Origin of the sequence: Aeromonas sp. XH (assembly GCF_033348475.1) — a bacterium.
Classification (GTDB): domain Bacteria; phylum Pseudomonadota; class Gammaproteobacteria; order Enterobacterales; family Aeromonadaceae; genus Aeromonas; species Aeromonas sanarellii.
Window position 1 is genome coordinate 3614987 of sequence record NZ_CP137630.1, and the last position, 18646, is coordinate 3633632.

Annotated in this window: 15 protein-coding genes; 3 read left to right on the top strand and 12 right to left on the bottom strand. The window is 67.3% G+C overall.

What is annotated here, in order from left to right; translation table 11 throughout:
• Position 1: 1 nt before the first annotated feature.
• From bcsB to bcsG, 5 genes are read right to left on the bottom strand one after another with little or no spacing between them, the layout of a single operon-like run.
• Positions 2–2227 carry a cellulose biosynthesis cyclic di-GMP-binding regulatory protein BcsB gene (gene bcsB, locus R2B70_RS16600; RefSeq protein ID WP_318162022.1) on the bottom strand — a complete coding sequence of 742 codons (2226 nt, stop codon included), beginning with the start codon at positions 2225–2227 and terminating at the stop codon, positions 2–4.
• Complete coding sequence (bcsA, locus tag R2B70_RS16605; RefSeq protein WP_318162023.1) at positions 2224–4791, bottom strand: UDP-forming cellulose synthase catalytic subunit; 2568 nt, start codon at positions 4789–4791, stop codon at positions 2224–2226. Before bcsA ends, bcsB begins: the two co-directional genes overlap by 4 nt.
• Positions 4785–5453, bottom strand: a complete 669-nt coding sequence (gene bcsQ, locus R2B70_RS16610; RefSeq protein WP_209794745.1) for a cellulose biosynthesis protein BcsQ — start codon at positions 5451–5453, stop codon at positions 4785–4787. Before bcsQ ends, bcsA begins: the two co-directional genes overlap by 7 nt.
• Entirely contained in the window at positions 5450–5674 is a 225-nt protein-coding gene (gene bcsR / locus R2B70_RS16615; RefSeq protein ID WP_042078624.1) for a cellulose biosynthesis protein BcsR, read from the bottom strand. Before bcsR ends, bcsQ begins: the two co-directional genes overlap by 4 nt.
• A 10-nt stretch (positions 5675–5684) precedes the next feature.
• Complete coding sequence (gene bcsG, locus R2B70_RS16620; protein ID WP_318162024.1) at positions 5685–7331, bottom strand: cellulose biosynthesis protein BcsG; 1647 nt, start codon at positions 7329–7331, stop codon at positions 5685–5687.
• Between the two features lie 390 nt (positions 7332–7721).
• On the opposite strand from bcsG, the gene R2B70_RS16625 reads away from it, so the two are divergent.
• The gene (locus R2B70_RS16625) at positions 7722–8918 is read left to right on the top strand and encodes an amino acid aminotransferase (RefSeq protein WP_318162025.1); all 1197 of its coding nucleotides are present in this window, start codon (positions 7722–7724) and stop codon (positions 8916–8918) included.
• Between the two features lie 64 nt (positions 8919–8982).
• Positions 8983–9915 carry a LysR family transcriptional regulator gene (locus R2B70_RS16630; protein WP_318162026.1) on the top strand — a complete coding sequence of 311 codons (933 nt, stop codon included), beginning with the start codon at positions 8983–8985 and terminating at the stop codon, positions 9913–9915.
• Between the two features lie 18 nt (positions 9916–9933).
• On the opposite strand, the gene R2B70_RS16635 is transcribed toward R2B70_RS16630, so the two are convergent.
• The 7 genes from R2B70_RS16635 to R2B70_RS16665 all read right to left on the bottom strand — a co-directional run bounded on the left by R2B70_RS16635 (position 9934) and on the right by R2B70_RS16665 (position 16607).
• A complete protein-coding gene (locus tag R2B70_RS16635) occupies positions 9934–10257 on the bottom strand; it encodes a DUF1820 family protein (protein ID WP_042078620.1) in 324 nt (107 codons plus the stop codon).
• Positions 10258–10374: 117 nt separating this feature from the next.
• Positions 10375–11256: a YjjW family glycine radical enzyme activase gene (locus R2B70_RS16640; RefSeq protein WP_318163368.1), complete on the bottom strand. Its 882-nt coding sequence runs from the start codon at positions 11254–11256 to the stop codon at positions 10375–10377.
• Positions 11243–12778, bottom strand: a complete 1536-nt coding sequence (locus tag R2B70_RS16645) for a YjjI family glycine radical enzyme (RefSeq protein ID WP_318162027.1) — start codon at positions 12776–12778, stop codon at positions 11243–11245. Before R2B70_RS16645 ends, R2B70_RS16640 begins: the two co-directional genes overlap by 14 nt.
• A 116-nt stretch (positions 12779–12894) precedes the next feature.
• The gene (locus R2B70_RS16650) at positions 12895–13236 is read right to left on the bottom strand and encodes an AzlD domain-containing protein (RefSeq protein ID WP_318162028.1); all 342 of its coding nucleotides are present in this window, start codon (positions 13234–13236) and stop codon (positions 12895–12897) included.
• A gap of 2 nt (positions 13237–13238) precedes the next feature.
• Positions 13239–13952: an AzlC family ABC transporter permease gene (locus tag R2B70_RS16655; RefSeq protein WP_209794752.1), complete on the bottom strand. Its 714-nt coding sequence runs from the start codon at positions 13950–13952 to the stop codon at positions 13239–13241.
• Between the two features lie 122 nt (positions 13953–14074).
• Positions 14075–14551, bottom strand: a complete 477-nt coding sequence (locus tag R2B70_RS16660; protein ID WP_081843603.1) for a L,D-transpeptidase family protein — start codon at positions 14549–14551, stop codon at positions 14075–14077.
• Positions 14552–14762: 211 nt separating this feature from the next.
• Complete coding sequence (locus R2B70_RS16665) at positions 14763–16607, bottom strand: M3 family metallopeptidase (protein ID WP_209794753.1); 1845 nt, start codon at positions 16605–16607, stop codon at positions 14763–14765.
• Between the two features lie 295 nt (positions 16608–16902).
• Here R2B70_RS16665 and R2B70_RS16670 point away from each other — a divergent pair, with 295 nt between their 5' ends.
• Entirely contained in the window at positions 16903–18585 is a 1683-nt protein-coding gene (locus R2B70_RS16670) for a methyl-accepting chemotaxis protein (RefSeq protein WP_318162029.1), read from the top strand.
• The last annotated feature ends 61 nt before the right edge of the window (positions 18586–18646 follow it).

An 18646-nucleotide genomic window follows, 5' to 3' on the forward strand; every position in this document is an offset into this window, starting at 1 on the left:
CTTAGTCTTCCTTCAGACGGCGGCGACTGGCACTGGCGAGCAGCACCCGCAGGCCCCAGCCCAGCACCAGCATACAGACCAGGGTCAGCCCGGCGAGGCGCAGCGGATAGCGGGCGAACAGCTGCCAGAGGCGCTCCCACCACGGCAGATAGCCCAGTTCGTAACGCTCGCCCACCTCCAGGCTCTTCACCCCGGACTCCCGGATGAGGGTCACCGAGCCCGCCACCTGGTTGCGCTGCGCTGGGGTTTGCAGGGTGTCGTTGAGCAGCCTGACCCCCGCGGGCCCGTCCGCCAGCAGGGCCACCAGGCTGCGCTGATCATGGGTCGGGGACTGCAGCCCCAGGATGACGGCGATGGCGTCGTTGCCCGTCATGCCCACCCTGGCCTGGGGCTGGCGATCGGCCATGTTGTGGAGCAGATCCCCCCTGTGCTGGCGCGTCGGCTCATTGACCCAGCTGCGCGTGGCCTGCAGCAGGGCGTCCGGCTCCGGATCCCGCCTGAACTCCTCCGGCAGGGTGCCGATGAGCAGGGTATCGAGATCCGCCGTGCGCGCCTGCTCCCAGTCATCGAGGACGCGCAGGGAGAGGGCCGGATACCCGGTCTCGGCCCCGATGGCGCCCAGGGTGTCGAGCAAGGTGGTGATCTGCTCCGGGTGGGGCCTGGCCGGCATGACCACCTGGCTGTCGGCGAGATCCGCCATCCGGCTGAACGGGAAGCCCCCGTAGGAGAAGGCCCTGAGGTTCGGCATCTCGATGAAGTGGCGATAGCCGGTGAAGTCGATGGTGGAGGCATCGTCGATGCGCACCTGGTGGGCCGGCGGCATCACCAGATCGCAGCGGCCATCCTCCGTCCCTCCCATGTATTGCTGGGCATACTCGAACGAGAAGCTCAGGTTGTTGGCCTGGGTGGTCTTGAGCCCGGGCATCCGCAGCGCCGTGGCGTCGCCGTCTTCGGCAAACCAGAGCGGCAGGGTGAGCAACCGCTCCCCCTTGACCTCACCGGGCTCGAGCGGGAACGACTTCATGAACTGGCCGTTGACCGCCACGTCCAGCCGGGAGCCATCCCTCAGGGTCAGCGCGCTGTGGTGATACTTGAGCTCGGTCCTGATGCCGCTCTCCCCCAGCAGATAGAGATCCGGCGGCAGGCGCAGCGTCAGGCTCATGGGCCAGAGGCGGCGCCCCGTGGCCTGCAGCTGGCCCGGGTACTCCGTCAGCTCGTCGAAGCGCATCTTGCGATCGAGGCGCACCCAGTTGGGAGCGTCGTAAGGCTGGCGCGGTGCCAGCGGCTTCACCTCGTCCACCCGCACGCTCTGGCCCCGCAGCAGCACCTCTCCCCGGGCCAGCCCGCTGACCGCGGCCAGCAGATCCTGCTGATCCCGGCCCAGGATCAGCAGCAGCTTCACATAGGGATTGTCGGGGGAGCTGATCATGTCGATGGTCGGCCCCTTCACCTCGGGATAGTCGGCCAGGAAATCGGGGCGAGCGTCGTTGGTGGCGAAGATCACCCCGTTGCGATCGGGCAAGCGGTTGATGAGCACCGGGAAGTGCTGCCCCCGCCACTGCGCCCGGGTGCCGAACCAGGAGGCCAGCACCGCCGCCGCCTGCTGCTGTTCGAGGGGCACGGCACCGCTGAACACCATGGGCAGGATCAGCTTGCCATTGTCCCGCATGTCGAGGAACGGCATGGGGAAGAAGGAGAGCTCGTTGCGCACCGGCAGGGTCTGCAGCTGCAGGCTCAGCTTGCTGTCCCGGTTGACGTTGAGCCACAGGGTATCGCTCGCCGGGTTCTCGCACACCTTCTGGTAGTGGCCGACGAAGCTCACCTTGATCCGGTTGAAGTCCTTGGCGTAGCGCGGATCCAGCTCGATGCGGGCATGGGTACGCTCCCCCATCTGCTCCTTGGTGAGGGCGGTGACCCCCATCAGCTCGTCATTGAGGTAGACCTTGACCTGGGAGATGAGCGGCAGCAGGGAGGGGGACGGCGTGAAGTCGAGGTCCAGCGTGGCCCGGGTGACCACCTCGTCCCGCCGCACGGTGAAGTCCGCCTGCCCGTCCGGGGCATTGCCGCGCAGGGACAGGGTGCCCGGCGCCGACGCCATCTGCTCGAAACTCAGCGCCAGGCTGCGCACCGGCGCGGGGACTTGCGGCCGGGGGCCCGAGGCCTCGTCGGCCGTCGCCCCCTGCGCCATCAGCAGGAGAGGGATAAGGTAGCGTGGTGGTTTCATCATCCTTTCACTGTCTGTGTGGTCGGAGCCCCTGACCGGAAATCCGGCGAGACGCGACGAGGAACGAAGGAGAGCAGCCAGCGAGCCAGCTTCTCGAGGAGGATACAAACAAAGCCGATGGGCGAGGTTCGGGCCAGCCGCCAGTAGGCGCCCCACCCCAGCAGCGTGATGTCGAGCAGGCTGTGGAGCGGGCGATCCTTGCCCAGACGCTGCTGCCACAGGGACCAGGTGTCGGCCCGGGCGAAGGTGCACTGGATGAAGGCGACGTGCTGCGCCTGCTCCATGGGTTCCAGCTCCAGCCCCAGCTTGCGGCCGAACACCCGCTGCACCTTGGCGGCGAACGCCTGCTCCCGCTGGTCATGGCGCAGCAGCAGCCAGACCCGCTCCTTGTCGGCCAGGGGCAGGGGCGTCTCGAGCAGGATGCCGACCCCGCCGTTGGAGTAGTCCTTGACGGTGCAGGGGTAGAGGTGGCCGTTGGCCAGCTTGATGGCCGCCGGCATCACCATCTCCACCCTGGGGTTGGCGCGCACCTGGCGCGACTCGAACGCCACCGCCAGGGCCCCGCCCAGTATGGTCATGTTGTAGAGGGCCCAGAGCATGCTGAGGATCAGGGTCGGCACCTCGTCCGCCGGACCGGTGGCGATGCGCCAGATGCCGAACCCCAGCCCGCACAGGTTGAGCAGGATCAGCAGCAGATAGGGCCGGGAGACCGCCAGATCCAGGAACACCTCCTCCGTCATGCCCCCCTTGGCGGTGACGTTGAACTTGCCCTTGTGGGGGGCAAACAGCGCCACCGTGGTCGGCCGGGCTATGTACCAGGCCAGCACCGTCTCGTAGACCTCCCCCCAGAAGGAGTGGCGCACCTTGCCCTGCAGCCGGGAGTTGGTCAGGGCGCTGTGGACGATGTGCGGCAGCATGTAGAGGGCGATGGCCGCCGCCGGCGCATAGATGATGTAGGCGTGCAGGATCAGGAAGGCGAGCGGCGCCGTCAGGAAGATGAGGCGCGGTATGCCCGACAGGAAGTGCAGCATGGCGTTGAAGTAGCAGAGCCGCTGCCCCAGGTTGAGCCCCTTGCCGAACAGGGGGTTGTCCAGGCGCAGGATCTGCACCATGCCGCGCGCCCAGCGGATGCGCTGGCCGATGTGGGCCGAGAGGCTCTCGGTGGCGAGCCCCGCCGCCAGCGGGATCCGGATATAGGCGGAGGTGTAGCCGAGGCGGTGCAGTCGCAACGAGGTGTGGGCATCCTCGGTGACCGTCTCCACCGCGATGCCGCCGATCTCGTCCAGGGCCGAGCGCTTGATGACGGCGCAGGAGCCGCAGAAGAAGCTGGCGTCCCACATGTCGTTGCCATCCTGCACCAGGCCGTAGAAGAGGGCCCCCTCGTTCGGCATCTTGCGAAACCGCTGCAGGTTGTGCTCGAACGGATCGGCCGAGAAGAAGTGGTGGGGGGTCTGCACCACTCCCAGCCTGGGATCCCGGTAGAACCAGCCCACCGTCATCTGCAGGAAGGAGCGGGTCGGCAGGTGGTCGCAGTCGAAGATGGCGACCAGATCCCCGGTGGCCATCTTGAGGGCGTGATTGATGTTGCCCGCCTTGGCGTGCTCGTGGGTCGGGCGTGCCACATAGCGGATCCCCGCCTCTTCGGCGAAGTCACGAAACGACTCCCGTCCCCCGTCGTCGAGCAGCCAGATGGTGAGCCTGTCGGCGGGCCAGTCGAGCCCCATGGCGGCGTAGACAGTGCCCTTGACGATGGCGAGATCCTCGTTGTAGGTGGGGATCATCAGATCCACTTTGGGCCACTGGGCCGGGTCCGCCGGCAGCGGCGCCGGCGGACGGTGCAGGGGCCAGGCCGTCTGCCAGTAGCCGAGCAGCAGCACTACCCAGGCATAGGTCTCGGCGGCCAGCAGCAGCAGGCCGCAGGCCAGGCTGACGGGGTCGAACCAGTCCAGGGTGGAGGTGTAGCGCCACCAGATGTAGCGGCAGGAGACGGTGAGGGAGAGCACCATCATCATCAGCATGGGGTAGCGGCCCGGCACGGCGCGCAGGATGAAGGCCATCCCCATCAGCATGATGACGAACACCAGCTGGGCCTCCAGGGCGAATGGCTGGGTGATGCAGAGCAGGGAGAGGGCACCGGCCACCGCGCAGAGCAGCACGCTCTTCCAGCGCGCCTCCCTGGGGGTTGCCCTGGCCGCCGCCAGCCCCTTCTCCTCCTGGCGGATCAGGAAGGCGCCGAGGGCCTGGGTGCCCCGGTGCCAGACCCGTTGCCAGGAGGCGGGCCAGCGCAGGGGGATGGGCACGGGACGGCGCACTATCATCCAGAGGCTCTGCAACAGGATGCGCAGCGGGTCCCCGGCCCTGGGATGTGTCAGCTGGGGATAGAGATCCCGGGCATGGCCCAGCACCCACTGCCAGCCGTGGCGCTCCAGAGGGAAGAGGGCCCAGGCCAGCAGCCAGCCCAGGGTCAGCCCGGCGGCCCCCCAGCGGGAGGCGCCCCGGGCGCGCAGCCCGCGATAGCGCTGGGAGCACCAGAGGCCCGCCGTCGGCGCCAGCAGCCGGATCAGCATGGGCCGGCGTCCCCGGTGCCCAGGCACCAGCTCGCCAGGGCCGCCAGCTCGTGGGCGATCAGGCTGGCGGGGGCATGGCGGCCGACCGGCTGCTTGGCGGCCATGGCCTCGGCCATCGCCTCGTCCCGGTGCAGGCGGAGGGTGAGCAGGGGCAATCCGCCCGCCTGCCAGAGATCCAGCAGATCCTGCTGCAGGGCGCGGTGGCTGGTGAACTGGGTCACCAGCAGGCGCTCGTCGGCCGCCCAGCGGTGCCGGTGAAGCCGCACATGGCAGTTGGCGTCGGCGTTGACCACCAGCAGCCGCCGGCAAGGAAGCTCGGGCACCGGCCCCATGGGCAGATCCAGCAGCACCAGGTCATAACCCGGGATGGCCTCCAGCCAGGGGCCTGCGAAGGCCCCCGCCACGCCGCCATGGGGCAGCAGATCCAGTCCCTCCTCGTAGCGATGGAGGGCTCCTGACCACTCCAGCGCCGGGCTGGTCAGCCGGCTCCAGCCTCCGGGGTGATCATGGGGCAGGCCCAGGTGGATGCCGAGCAGGTTGTCCTCGCAGAGATCCACCGCCAGCACCCTGGCCCCCTGCTCCCGGGCCGCCAGCGCCAGACCGGCGACGATGGAGGTGGTCCCCACGCCACCGCGGATCCCCTGCAGCGCGACAAGATTCATGCAGACCTCCCCTTCTCCGATCCTGCCGGTCCCCTCGGCTCCAGCTCAGCCAGCAGCGGGAAGCGCTCGCGCAGGGCCTTCAGCCGCTCCCGGAACGCGATGTCCTGGTAGGCGAGGCTGACGCCGAAGGCCTGCTGGACCATGACCACGTCGTTCACCACTCGCCCCTCCACCGGCACACCGAAGGGGGCCGGCGCCCCTTGCCGCCACGCGCGCTGCATCGTCGCCTCCTCACTGGGGATAGGGGACCCAGTCCCCCTGCCCCAGCTTGATGTGGTACTGGTTCTGGTACTCGATCACGATCGAGCCCTGGTTTTCCGACACCGCGGGCGTCTGCGGCAGGTCGCCCAGCAGGGCATCCCAGTCGATGCGCTCGCTGCCGAAGAGGTCGCCGCTCGCCAGCCGGGAGACCAGCTCGGAGACCGCCAGGAAACTGCTGGGGGTGTCGATGATGCGGGTCGCCTCGTGGGGCGCCCTGGTGCCGAGCAGGGCTACCCCCACCGGCACCTGGGTGATGCTCGGGCTGGGAATGTCCCTCAGCCCCGGCATCTGCATCTTGTCCCCGGTGAGTGCGGCACCGTGCTCAGGCACCACCACCACGGCCACCTTGCGGCCGGATTGCTCGAGCGTCGTCATGAAGTCGTCCAGCTGATCCAGCAGGGTCTTGAGCCTGGCCTTGTAGGGGGCTATCTGGCGGCTGGCCGCATAGCGGTTGCCGTCGTGCAGGGCGATGAGGTTGAAGAAGGTCAGGTTGCGCGCCGCCTGGCTCTGTGTCCGCTCGTTCAGCCAGCGCCCGAACAGGGCGTCCCCGCGATAGATGGGCTCCCCATCGAAGGAGGCGAGGTCGTGGGCCAGCCCCTGCTTGTCCATGGGAGGGACGTCCAGCCCGGCATACTGCTGCAGCCCCGTCAGGTAGTTGCCGAACGCCCCCGAGTGATCCATGGCGACCTGCTTGGCAAAGCCGAGCCGGGCCAGGTTCTCGAACAGCAGGCACTGGCTGGGGGCCGTCACATAGAGGCCCTGGTGGCTGGTCTGCCCGCAACTGGCCCGCAACAGGCGAATGGTGCCCGGGCCGCTGTAGGAGGTGGCGGAGTTGAAGCGGTTGAAACGGATGTCGAAATGGCGCCAGACCGGGTGCCCGGTCAGGCCGCTCGCCTCCACGTCGCGCCAGGCCAGGGAGCAGATGTTGATGATGAGCACATCGAAGGGCGCCGCCTGTGCGGGCAGGGCGTCCGGGAAGCGCACCAGGCGATCCTGCTCCTCCCGATAGAAATCATCGAGATAGGCGTTGAGGTTCTCGTTGGTCGGTGGGGCGCTCTGATCCAGCTGCTCTTCCATCGACACCGCGCCCCGGTCGGGCACGGGCCGGGAAGCCGATGTCCCGCCCGATGCCACCGCCGTCCTGGAGGCAAAGGGATCGCCTATCAGGGGCGAGAGCCACAGCCAGAGCAGGGCCAGCAGGATCCAGGGGGTGAAGCGCAGCCACTGGGCGATGAAGAGGTAGAGGGTCAACATCACGAAGCCGGCGCCGACCATCTCCCAGTTGATGAAGCGCCCGAGCAGCTCCAGCCAGTAGTTCAGGGTGAAGGAGAAGACCTGGCTGCCCTGATCGAGAATGCTCTCCATCCCCGGCAGCCAGGTGTCGTGGTAGAAGATCCCCACTCCCATGGGCAGCGCCAGCCAGTGCCTGACACGGCGCCACCCCGCCCGGGGCAGGGGAAAGATCAGGAAGGCGGCGAACACCAGGTTGATCAGGGGATGGAAGTTGAGATAGCCCCCCCAGAGCAGGGCAAACTTGGCGAGAAAATAGATATTCCAGCCGCCCAGGCCGTGCCAGTCCAGCCAGGGAGAAGCGGAGTCAGAGACGTGTCGGGTCATCGGCGATGGGTCACCTGTTATCTTGGGCCCCCGCCTGGGAACCCGGGCACACTGCAACGGTTGAATGATAGTCGGCCTATTATGCAACGAATGATTCGCCTCGAGTGGCACCGGATCAAGGACGGACAACCGGGTGATGCGCACGTGTTAGTGCCATACGTGCCCAATGTTACCCAAGCGACCCCATAAAAGGCACCCCGCACCGCCAAAATGGGGGGGATGACCGGCCGCGCTGGCGCGCACCATGGGGCTCGAAAGGGAACCCGCTACGACAGAGGCTGTCACCCTTGTCGCCATCTCGAACAGCTTGAGGCCACCTCCGGATTGCGCCATGATAACGGCCCCGGCCCCAGGCCGGTCGAATTGGACAGTCAACCTCAAGGACCCCCCATGTTTGAACACGTCGATGCCTATGCTGGCGACCCCATACTGACGCTAGTCGAGACCTTCCACAAAGATGCCCGCGAGCAGAAGGTGAACCTGGGGATCGGCCTCTATTACGACGAGCAGGGACGCATCCCGCTGCTGGCCTCGGTACAGCAGGCCGAAGCCGCCCGTGCCGCCGCCCCGGCCCCGCGCCCCTACCAGCCGATGGAAGGGGCCGCCAACTACCGCACCGCGGTGCAGCACCTGTTGTTTGGCGCCGACCATGAGGCGGTCAAGGCCGGTCGCATCGCCACCATCCAGACCATAGGGGGCTCAGGCGCCTTGAAGATCGGCGCAGATCTGCTCAAGCGCTACTTCCCGACCTCCGAGGTCTGGGTCAGCAACCCCACCTGGGACAACCACAAGGCGATGTTCGAGGGGGCCGGCATCAAGGTGCACGACTATCCCTACTACGACGCGGCCACCGGCGGCGTGCAGTTTGACGCCATGATCGACTGCCTGAGCCAACTGCCGGCCAAGAGCATAGTGCTGCTGCACCCCTGCTGTCACAACCCGACCGGGGTGGATCTCTCCCGCGCCCAGTGGGACAGGGTCATCACGCTGGTGGTCGAGAAGCACCTCATCCCCTTTATGGATATCGCCTATCAGGGCTTCGGCGACGGCCTGGAGGAGGATGCCTACGCCATCCGCGCCATGGTCGATGCGGGGGTCAGCTTCTTCGTCAGCAACTCCTTCTCCAAGAACCTCTCCTTCTACGGCGAGCGCTGCGGCGGCCTGTCGGTCATCTGCCAGGATGCCGAAGAGGCGGGCCGGGTGCTGGGCCAGATGAAGGCCACCGTGCGCCGCAACTACTCCAGCCCCCCCACCCACGGCGGCCAGATCACCGCGGCGGTGATGAGCCAGCCCGAACTGCACGCCCTCTGGGTCGGCGAGGTGACCGAGATGCGCACCCGCATCAAGGCCATGCGCCAGAAGCTCTACGAGGTGCTCTGCGCCAAGGTGCCGGGCCGCGACTTCGGCTACTTCATCAACCAGCGCGGCATGTTCAGCTACACCGGCTTCACGCCGGAGCAGGTGGACCGCCTGCGCGAGGAGTTCGCCGTCTACCTGGTGCGCTCAGGCCGCATGTGCGTGGCGGGCCTCAACAGCCGCAACGTGGACTACGTGGCCGACGCCATGGCCGCCGTGCTCAAGGGGTGATCCCCGCAAGCCCCGCTCAGGCGGGGCTTTTTGTTTCTCCCTTGCCATCCTGTCCGGAGGTGCCATGGATCTGATCTCCCTCTCCCGTCTCGGCGGCCGCCACCTGGTCACCCTGCACCTGCTGCTGGACAGCCGGAGCGTCACTCGCAGCGCCGAGCGCCTCTGCACCACACCCTCCACCGTCAGCAAGACCCTCAACCAGCTCAGGGAGCTGCTCGGGGATCAGTTGCTCTACCGCCAGGGCAACCAACTCCTGCCCACCCCCTTTGCCGAGCGGATCGGGCCCGGCCTGCGCCGCCTGCTGGGAGAGCTGAACGGCCTCACCGGCCAGGAGGGGTTTGCACCGGCCAGCTGGCAGGGGGAGCTGACCCTCGCCATGCGCGAAAGCAGCATGATCTGGCCCATGGGGCCCGTGCTGGGGAAATTGATGCAGGAGGTGCCCGGGCTGGTGCCCGTCATCAGAAACAAGGAGGAGCAGGGACTGGCGGCCTTGGCGGCGGGCAAGCTGGACTTCGTGATCCTGCCCCACGACCAGAGCCAGCCCGGCCCAGGCCAACCCGGTCTGGTGTGGGAGACCCTGAGGGAGGACAGGCTGGTCTGCCTGCTGCGGGACGATCACCCGGCGCTGGCCGGGCACTGGGATCTCGACGCCTACCTGAGCTGGCGCCACATCGCCATCCGCGACAACGAGCTGGCCGACCCCTTCTTCGAGCAGAGCCTGGCCCAGTTGCAGGTGCGCCGGCAGATCGCCGCCACCCTGCCGGATTTTGGCAGCGCCGCGGCCCTGCTGCGCCAGAGCGATCTCATCCTCACCGCCATCGAGGGCTGGGCCGAGCAGGCCGCGCCCCAGGGGTTGGCGCGCCGCCCCGTCCCCTTCGATTACGGCGCCGTCACCCACAGCCTGGTGTGGTATGGCCCCCTGGGGGGCGATCCCGCCCTGCGCTGGTTCCGCCAGCGGATCTTGCAGCTGGCCCGGGAGATGGACGCCCCCCGATGAGGCCAGACAGCCTGGGGATCAGGGTTTCTTGGTGTAGATGGGGCTGGGGAAGGAGGCGACGTTGCTGCCCAGATCCGTGATACGGGCGGCCCCCTGCTTGCGCACCTGGTCGACCCGCAGCACGTGGTGCATGGGGATCATGGTGCGATTGACGTCGGCGAATTCACTCTTCAACTTCTCGTGGCTGGGGTCGACGATGAGCGCCGTGTGGTTGTCCCACACGAAGTGGGCGATCTCGATGAAGCCGAACAGCTGACCCTGGCTCACTTCCCTGACATAGACTTCGTAACGCTCGTTGTGACAAATAAACTGCACTCGGTATAAGGCGTTGGCTTCACTCATGGGTATCTGTTGATGGTGGACGGTTTTCCCATTCTAGCCGCCACTGACGGCGTGCCATATAGACAGAGTTCACAGTTGCGTCATATCGGGTCTCAGGGCAGCGACGCGCCGGCCGGCTCAGATCGCTGGCAGCATCACGGGGCCAAACCCCTTGGCCTTCAAGGCGGTGGCCAGGGCCACCAGCTCATCCCCCCTGGCCTGCGGCCAGGCCAGCGCCGCCCCGCGCACCCCGTGATGGCGAAAGCCGTTGAGGCGGATGGGCACGGGGCCCAGCGACGCCAGGAAGGCGGCCAGCCCCTCCGCCAGCTCGCCCGCCCCGTCGAGAAAGTCGCTCTGCCCCGGCACATGGAGCAGGCGCAACTCGGCGAGCCTGCCCCGGGCGGCCAGCAGCCGCAGCGACGCCAGCACCCGATCCCGATCACGCCCAGTCAGGGTACGGTGCACCGGCGCTTGCCACCCCTTGAGATCGATCATGGCGCCGTCCAGCACCGGCAGCAGCCGCTGCCAGCCGGTCTCGGCGAGGGAACCGTTGCTGTCGAGCAGGCAGCTGAGGTGGGCCAGATCCGGCGCCTCCTTGATGGCCGTGAACAGGGCGATCACGAACGGCAGCTGGGTGGTCGCCTCCCCGCCGGACACAGTGATGCCGCTGAGCAGCGGACCGTAGCGGCGCAGCAGGGCCAGCACCTCGGCCACCGACATCTCGTGGGTCTTGGGGCTGGCGCTGCGGGGGCAGATCTCCAGGCAGCGATCGCACTGGGTACAGCGCGCCTCCAGCCAGTGCACCCTCCCATCCTTCAGACTCAGGGCCCCGCCCGGGCAGCCGGGCACGCAGTCGCCGCAGTGATCGCACCCCCCTATGGTGTGCGGGTTGTGGCAGCCGGGGCAGCGGAAGTTGCAGCCCTGCAGGAACAGCACCAGCCGGTTGCCGGGCCCGTCCACGCAGGAGAAGGGCAGCCAGCGGCTGACCGTCCCTCTTACGCCCTCCTCATCGCACGCCATGGTCATCCAGGAGCGCCTCGACGGCCACCACCCTGGGCTGCCGACGGCGGATGCCGGTCAGCTCGCTCGCCTCGACCCCGAGGCAGGTGGTCTGCAGTCGCGAGCCTTCGGTCGCGAAGCGGGCCAGATCGCGCTTGCGGATCATGTAGCCGGTCACCCGCACCAGATCGCTGTCCGCCACGTTGGCGCTGAACTCGCGCATGCCGAGGGCGAAGGCCCCCTTGCACAGTTGCAGCAGCGCCTGGGGATTCTGGCGAATGGTGGGATCCAGGGTCAGGATCTCGCTGATCCCGGAGGGATAGAAGCCGTGATGGGGGGCCAGGGCCAGCAGGTGGCTGGCGGGATCCGGCTCCTCACCATAGGGGATGCGCACCCCTGGGGTGACCCCCTGATCCAGGCTGAGTCCCCCCTGGGCGTGCAGCAGGGCGCGCCCGCCCCAGGCGTGGGACTGGGGCCGGCTGGTTACCAGCTCGGCGAGCCGGGCCGAGATGCGATGGCCGAGCCGGTTCGCCCCCTCGTCGTGGCCATAGCGCCCCGCCAGCCCCGCCTTCTCCATCAGCAGATTCACCGCCTCCGCCATGCCAAAGATGCCGAACATGGGCACGAAGCGCCCCTCCTCGATCAACCCCTCCTGCACCAGGAAGCTGTCGAAGAAGCCGGACTCCCGGTGCAGGAAGGCGGCCCGCGCCTCGATCAGCAGGGACGCCTGCTCGCAGTGGTGAGGCAGCATTCTCTCCATGAAATCCTCGACCCCTGCGCTCTGCTCGGCCACCGCCCTTAGGGAGAGTCGCACCAGGGTGTTGGCGCCGCCCCCGAGCGGCAGGGCGTTGTAGCAGCTGACGATGCCAAAGCCGCGCCTGTCGAAGGTGTCGCGGTGCAGCGGGTAGTTGACGATGTGGGGCTTGCTGCACAGGGCTATGTTCTCGACCCCCTGCAGCAGCAGGCTGTCCGGGGTCTGCGCCGGGTCGTGGAACAGGCTGAGGTTCGGCGCCGCCTGCTGGATCTCGCCGTCGATGCGCAGGATCAGGCGGCAGAGGCGGTTGTCATCGGGGCCGATGTTGACGTGCATGAAGGCGTCCGGCAGCACCCGGTCCAGGTAGATCCAGAAGGCCTTCAGCTTGTGATGCAGGGTCTCGTCATCCAGCGCGCCGACGAAGGGCAGCAGCAGTTGATCGAGCCGGCCCAGCCAGACCGGCATGCCGGTGACGGAGGGCACGTGGTGGTAGAGGATGCGCAGGGCGTCGAGGGCCTCATCGAAATCCCTTGGCGGCGCCAGCTCCAGCCAGGCCGAGCCCTGGCGCAGGAACTTTTCATAGTCCGGCAGCACATAGCGCGGCTTGTGGGGGGCGTGCCCCTCGAACATGTCGCACAGCACCCCTCGCGCCATGGCCTCCTGGACGGTGGCGGGCAGCTCGGGATAGGGCAGCGCATTCTCGGCGGCCAGCGCTAGGGCATGGCGCTTCTGGGCCGGCGAGAGCAGGGGGTCGCGCACGATGCGCTGGCAGGTGTCGGTGAAAGACATGGCTCGCTCCTCACAGGGGAATGCCAGAATCCTCACACTCTGGAGGCCTTTTTTGAAGTGACATTCCCAACATGGCGGATATCCGAGAACGACATCCGCCATGCCGGATCACGGGCCTAGCAAAGCCAGGGCAGGATCGCGGCCACGCCCCCCAGCCAGCGCAGCAGGAAGAAGCCCCCCATGCCGACGACCACCACCACCAGGGTCGGCAGCCGCAGCAGGGTCAGCGCGGTCACCAGCAGGGTGGCGGCCAGGTAGTCCGGATCCCAGTCCAGCCCGAGTCCCGGCTCGTAGCTGAAGACGATGGGCAGCCAGATGGCGGTCAGCACCGACTGGGCCGAGAAGCTGAGGAAGGCTCCCATCTCGGCGCCGGGCTGGTAACGGGTCAGCCGGGAGAAGAAGGCGAAGCGGTTGAAGAAGGTGATCAGGGCCAGCAGGCCTATCATCAGCCAGCCCATGATCACCTCCTCATCCGGTGCAGCACATAGCCCACCACCATGCCGGCCAGGGCCGAGACGATGATGTGGATCTCCGCCAGCAGCGGCTTGGTGACGAGGGCCGTGCCGCCGCTCACCAGGGTGGCCGCCACCATGGGCAGGTTCTTCATGGCGGGTATGGTCATGGCGATGAAGGTGGCGGCGATGGCGAAGTCCAGCCCCATACTGTCCAGCCCGTCGATGTACTGGCCGGCGGCGATGCCGAGCAGGGTCGCCAGGTTCCAGAACAGGTAGAAGACGAAGCCCGCGATGAGCGCGTAGGCGGGATTGAAGGTGCCGCTGCGCTCTCTCTCCTTGAGCGCCACCGCGAACATCTCGTCGGTCAGGAAGAAGGCGAGGCTGGCCCGCCAGCGCAGGGAGAGCGGCAGCACGTCGCGGCGAAAGGTGAAGCCATAGAGCAGGTGCTGGGAGGTGATCACCACGGTGGATCCCATGATGGGCAGCAGGGGAGTGCCCGCCCCGAACAAGGTGGTGGCCGAGAGCTGGGCGGCGCCCGCATAGACCAGCAGCGACATCAGCTGGGCCTGCAGCGGGCTCAGCCCCGCCTGCAGCGCCAGGGCGCCGCACAGGATCCCCCAGGGGATCACCGAGATGGAGAGCGGGAGTATGTCCAGGGTGGCGCGCCACCAGAGCCCCCCCGTGCGCTCGGGCGCGGGGAGGCGGGTTCCTGACGTCATGGGATCATCCTTGTCACTGCCAATGCGAGCCGGAAAAGCTAGCACGGGGCGGGATTGGCTGTCACGCCATGGTCTGCGGCAAAATGAAACGCCCGCATGGCTGCGGGCGTCGGAGGGCGGGATCAGGGCTCGATGATGATGGGGGTACCGGGCTCGATGGCGTTCCAGATCTCGTCCATCTCGTGGTTGAGCACCGCGATGCAGCCATTGGTCCAGTTGGACGGCTGCACCCTGCGATCCCCCAGGCTGTTGCGCTGGCCGTGGATCATGATCATGCCGCCCGGGTTCACCCCCAGCTCGTTGGCGCGCTTGATGTCGTCCAAGTTCGGGTAGTTGATGTGGATCGCCTTGTAGAAGCCGGAGTTGCTCTTCTTGTAGTCCAGGGTGTAGCGGCCTTCCGGCGTGCGCTGATCCCCTTCCCGCTGCTTGTGCCCCATGGGCGCCGGGCCCAGGGCGACCCAGTAGCGTTTGACTTCCTTGCCATCCTTCATCAGGGTCAGGCTATAACTCGACTTCTTGACCACCACCATATCGGCGGACAGGGTGGCAAAACTCAATGCGGGCCACAGCCCCAGCAAACACAGCAATACGGCTCTCAATTTCCATCCCTCTGCGAGCCTTCAGGGCTCTCTTGTTAGCAAATCATCCGAATGTCGCCACTCTCTGGTGGCGAGCGAGCGCCATGATATGGGATCGCCATGAATTCTCAATATATCGGGAGAAACATATCTGTGACCAGCCTGGCGAGAGCCCCGTTCGCCACGCGGGCCCCCAATGACGAAGCCCCGCCAGTGGCGGGGCTTCGTCTCGTCATGACTGCCCGGCGGGCGCCTCCTGGCGCCGGATCCAGGCCTCGAAGTCCGCCAGCATGCGTGCCTCGGACTCGCGGTTGTCGGCGATGAGCTCGGCCCCGTGCACCACCCGGATATGGGCGTTGAGCGGGGCGCCCTCCCCCGCCGGCGGACGCTGGCGTGCCGCCGCCATGCAGGCTTCTGCCTGCTGCCACGCCTCGGCCACGGTCTGGTTGCACACCGTCGCCAGCGGGATGGCGCTGAAGCCCTCGCCGGTCAGGCTCCTGAGTGTCTCGTCGTGGGTCATGCCGTTGCCCGGCCCCCAGTAGTGGGCGGCCAGATCCGGCCCGATGCGCGGGTTGTCGGTGAGGTAGCCGTCGCGCTTGAGGAAGTAGGCACGGGTCTGCTCCACCGCCATCAGCGCCAGCAGGTAGCCGTGATAGGCGCAGGCCGACTCCTGGTTCAGGAGGTGCGGAATGGCCAGCAGCGGGCGCGGGCTCTCCACCCCCAGGATCTGGCGTTCCCAGCGGCGAGCCAGCGCCAGCACGGCGTCGGGTGTGCGCTCGCTCTCTGCCATGGCGTAGAGATCCCGCTCGAAGTAGGCCACCAGCGCGATCTGGCGCTCGTTGAAGGCACGAAACGGCTGGCGCGCGGCGATCATGGCCTGGATGAGGTCGTCTGGGATGGGCTCACCCGCCGCATTCCTGGCGTAGCGCTTGAGCCAGTCCGCGTCGTCCAGCAGGCTGTCGCAGAACATGGACTGGGTCTCGGCATAGGCCATGGAGGTGGGTGGAAACTCCTGGGAGAAGCAGGGGGCGTTGCCGGTGACGTTGGCAAAGTGCGCCGCATGGCCCCCCTCGTGGAACAGGGTGTTGAGCCCGCTCCAGCCGCTGCCCACCTGGGCCGGGTTGGCCAGGCTGGTGAAGTTGACCACGGCGGGGACCCACTCCCCCTCCTGCCAGAAGCTCGGCACCGGGCCGTGGCAGAAGCCGTTCTCGTACTTCCCCTCCCGGGTCAGCAGATCCAGGGTCAGGGTGGCGCCGCGGTACTGGATGCCGAGGCGGCGGAAGCTCTCAACCCAGTCCTGCAGTGCCCGGGAGAAAGGCACATAGGGGTCGAGCCGGCGGGTCACGTCGCCGCTAACGCTGTAGCGCAGGTTGTGGGGCAGCAGGGCCTCTTCCCCCTTGGCGGCCTTCAGCTCGGCCAGGCTCTGGTGCAGCCGCTGCTCGGTGCGGGCGATGAAGTCGTCCAGCACCGCAAACAGCTGCGCCGGGCTCATCTGCTCGTTCTTGTGCACCTTGTAGTCGAAATAGTCCCGATAGCCCATGGCCCGGGCGAAGCGGTTGCGCAGGGCCACCACCTCGAGGAAGCCGTTGCCGACCACCCACTGCTCCAGGGTGTGGAACATGGCGAGCGCACTCTGGCGCACCGCCTCGTCGCTACTGGCGGCCAGCGCCGTGCTGGCGGCGGGCAGACTGCCGGGCACCTGGCGACCCTGCTCGTCCAGCAGCGTCAGCCTCAACCCCTTGCGACGGGCGAAGAGCTCCGCCTCGGCGGCCACCAGCTCGTCCATCAGGGCGGCGGCCTGAGGATCCTCGATGACATTGCACTCGAAGAAGGCGATCCAGCCCCCCAGACCGCGCCTGAGCTCGGCCTCCTCGGCCTGGGCCAGCATTTCACGCAGTACCGGCAGGCGCGCCGGATCGGCGCAGAACGCCTTGTAGGCCTGCTCGGCGGCGGTAAAGCCGGCCTGATCGTCGCTGGTGCCCATGTAGGTGGACCAGAACAGATCCTCCTTGCGCCTGTGCACCTGCAGGTAGTCGGCGTTGAGCCGGTTGAGATAATTCCTGGCAATGGAACTCATAACTTCCCTCTTGTTATGGGGCAGCCGCGGGGGCGCCCACTCCTTTTTGGTGAGATGCCGACTCATTCACACTTCTTGCAAATAGAGCGGACAAATTGTGCGACGGGATGCGCGTCATCACGCTACCAAAAGCAGGGGTTGCTGTCTGCTGGCTATACTGGTTGCCGGCACGCCCAATTGGCAACCAGCCATCACAACCCTTTGAAAGTTAAATAAATGTTAACAATAAAAACAATCAGGTCCGGCCGGCAGACCGGCCATAACCAGACCCGCATGGGAAAGTAAGGAAAAGACTATGTTCAAGCTCGGTGATATCGCCGTGAGTCGCAAGCTGATGCTGCTGCTCTCACTGGCACTGATCGGCTTCCTCGCACTGCTGCTCATCTCGGCCAGTGCCCTGCATCGCAATCTGATGAGCGAGCGGGAAGCCAGGCTGCAGGCGGTGCTGGATCTGGCCATGAGCCGGATCCAGACCCTGGCCGCCACCCTCCCCCCGGAGCAGGCGCAGGCGCAGGCCAAGGCCATGCTCGACAGCATGCGCTTTGACGGGGACAACTACCTGTTCGTGCTGGACGAGAACCGCCACGTGGTGGTGCATCCCGCCAAGCCGGAGCTGGTCGGCCAGCAGATGGGCGGGACGCCCGCCGAATCCCACTGGCAGCGCATGGTGGATCTGGGCAAGGGTGGCCGCAGCGGGCGCCTGGAGTACCAGTGGCTCTCCCCCTCCGGCGAGGCGGCCCAGAAGATGTCGCTGGTGGCCGGTTACCAGCCCTGGGGCTGGATCCTGGGCTCCGGCGTGCTGCTGCAGGACATCCAGGCCACCATCTGGTCCCAGTACCGGCTGATGGGTGGGGCCACCTTGCTGGTGATCCTGCTGATGGGGCTGCTGGGCCTGGCCATCAGCCGCTCCATCGTCACCCCGCTCGCCGAGATCAACCGGGCCATGGCCCGGGTGGCCGCCGGGGATCTGGTGGTGAGCATCCCGGTGCACGGCAAGGATGAACTGGGGGCCGTCGCCAGCGCGACCAACCAGGGGCTGGATGCCATTCGCCACGCCCTGCTGGAGGCGAGCCAGGGCGCCCGCAACGTGGCGGATGCCGCCCTGCGCATCGCCGCCTCCGCCGAGCAGACCAACCAGGCGGTCAACAGCCAGCGGGATCAGCTGGCCCAGCTCGCCACCGCCATGAATGAGATGAGCACCACCATCTCCGACGTGGCAGGCCACGCCGAGAACACGGCACGGGACACCCAGGACGCCACCAGCGAGGCCGGGCTCGGCAACCAGGATGTCCATGCCAGCGTGCACGGCATCCAGGCGCTGGCCACCGAGGTGGAGCAGGCCACCCTGCAGGTCAACCAGCTCAAGGAGGGGGTGATGCAGATCGGCGAGGTGACGGCGGTCATCAGCGCCATCTCGGAGCAGACCAACCTGCTGGCCCTCAACGCCGCCATCGAGGCGGCCCGGGCCGGCGAACAGGGACGCGGCTTCGCCGTGGTGGCCGACGAGGTACGCCAGCTGGCGAGTCGGACCCGTCACTCCACCGAGGAGATCCAGAGCACCATCACCCAGTTGCAGCAACGGGCGGTCACCGCCGCCAACGCCATGGACGCCAGCCGGAAACTGGCGGAGAGCAGCGTCAACCAGTCCGAGAAGGCGGGTCAGGATCTCTCCCTCATCGTCAACCACATCCAGCACGTGAGCGACATGGCGACCCAGATCGCCACGGCGGCGGAGCAGCAGAGCATGGTGGCGGAGGACATGAACCGCAACGTCAGCGGCATCAACGACTCGGCGCTCGAGATGTCCCAGGCCGCCTCCCAGCTGGCCCGGGAAAGCGAACTGCTGGCCGGACTCTCCCGCAGTCTGGACGAGCGCCTGGCCCTGTTCAGACTGGGCAGCACAGCCCCGGATCTGGCGCCACGGCCGATTCAGGGCTCCTCGTCCGCACATCGGGTCACCCCTCAGCCACGCCACTGACATGGCACCTCGTCGTCCCCTGTCAGCCTGGCTGACAGGGGACAGACCCTCATCAACCCCC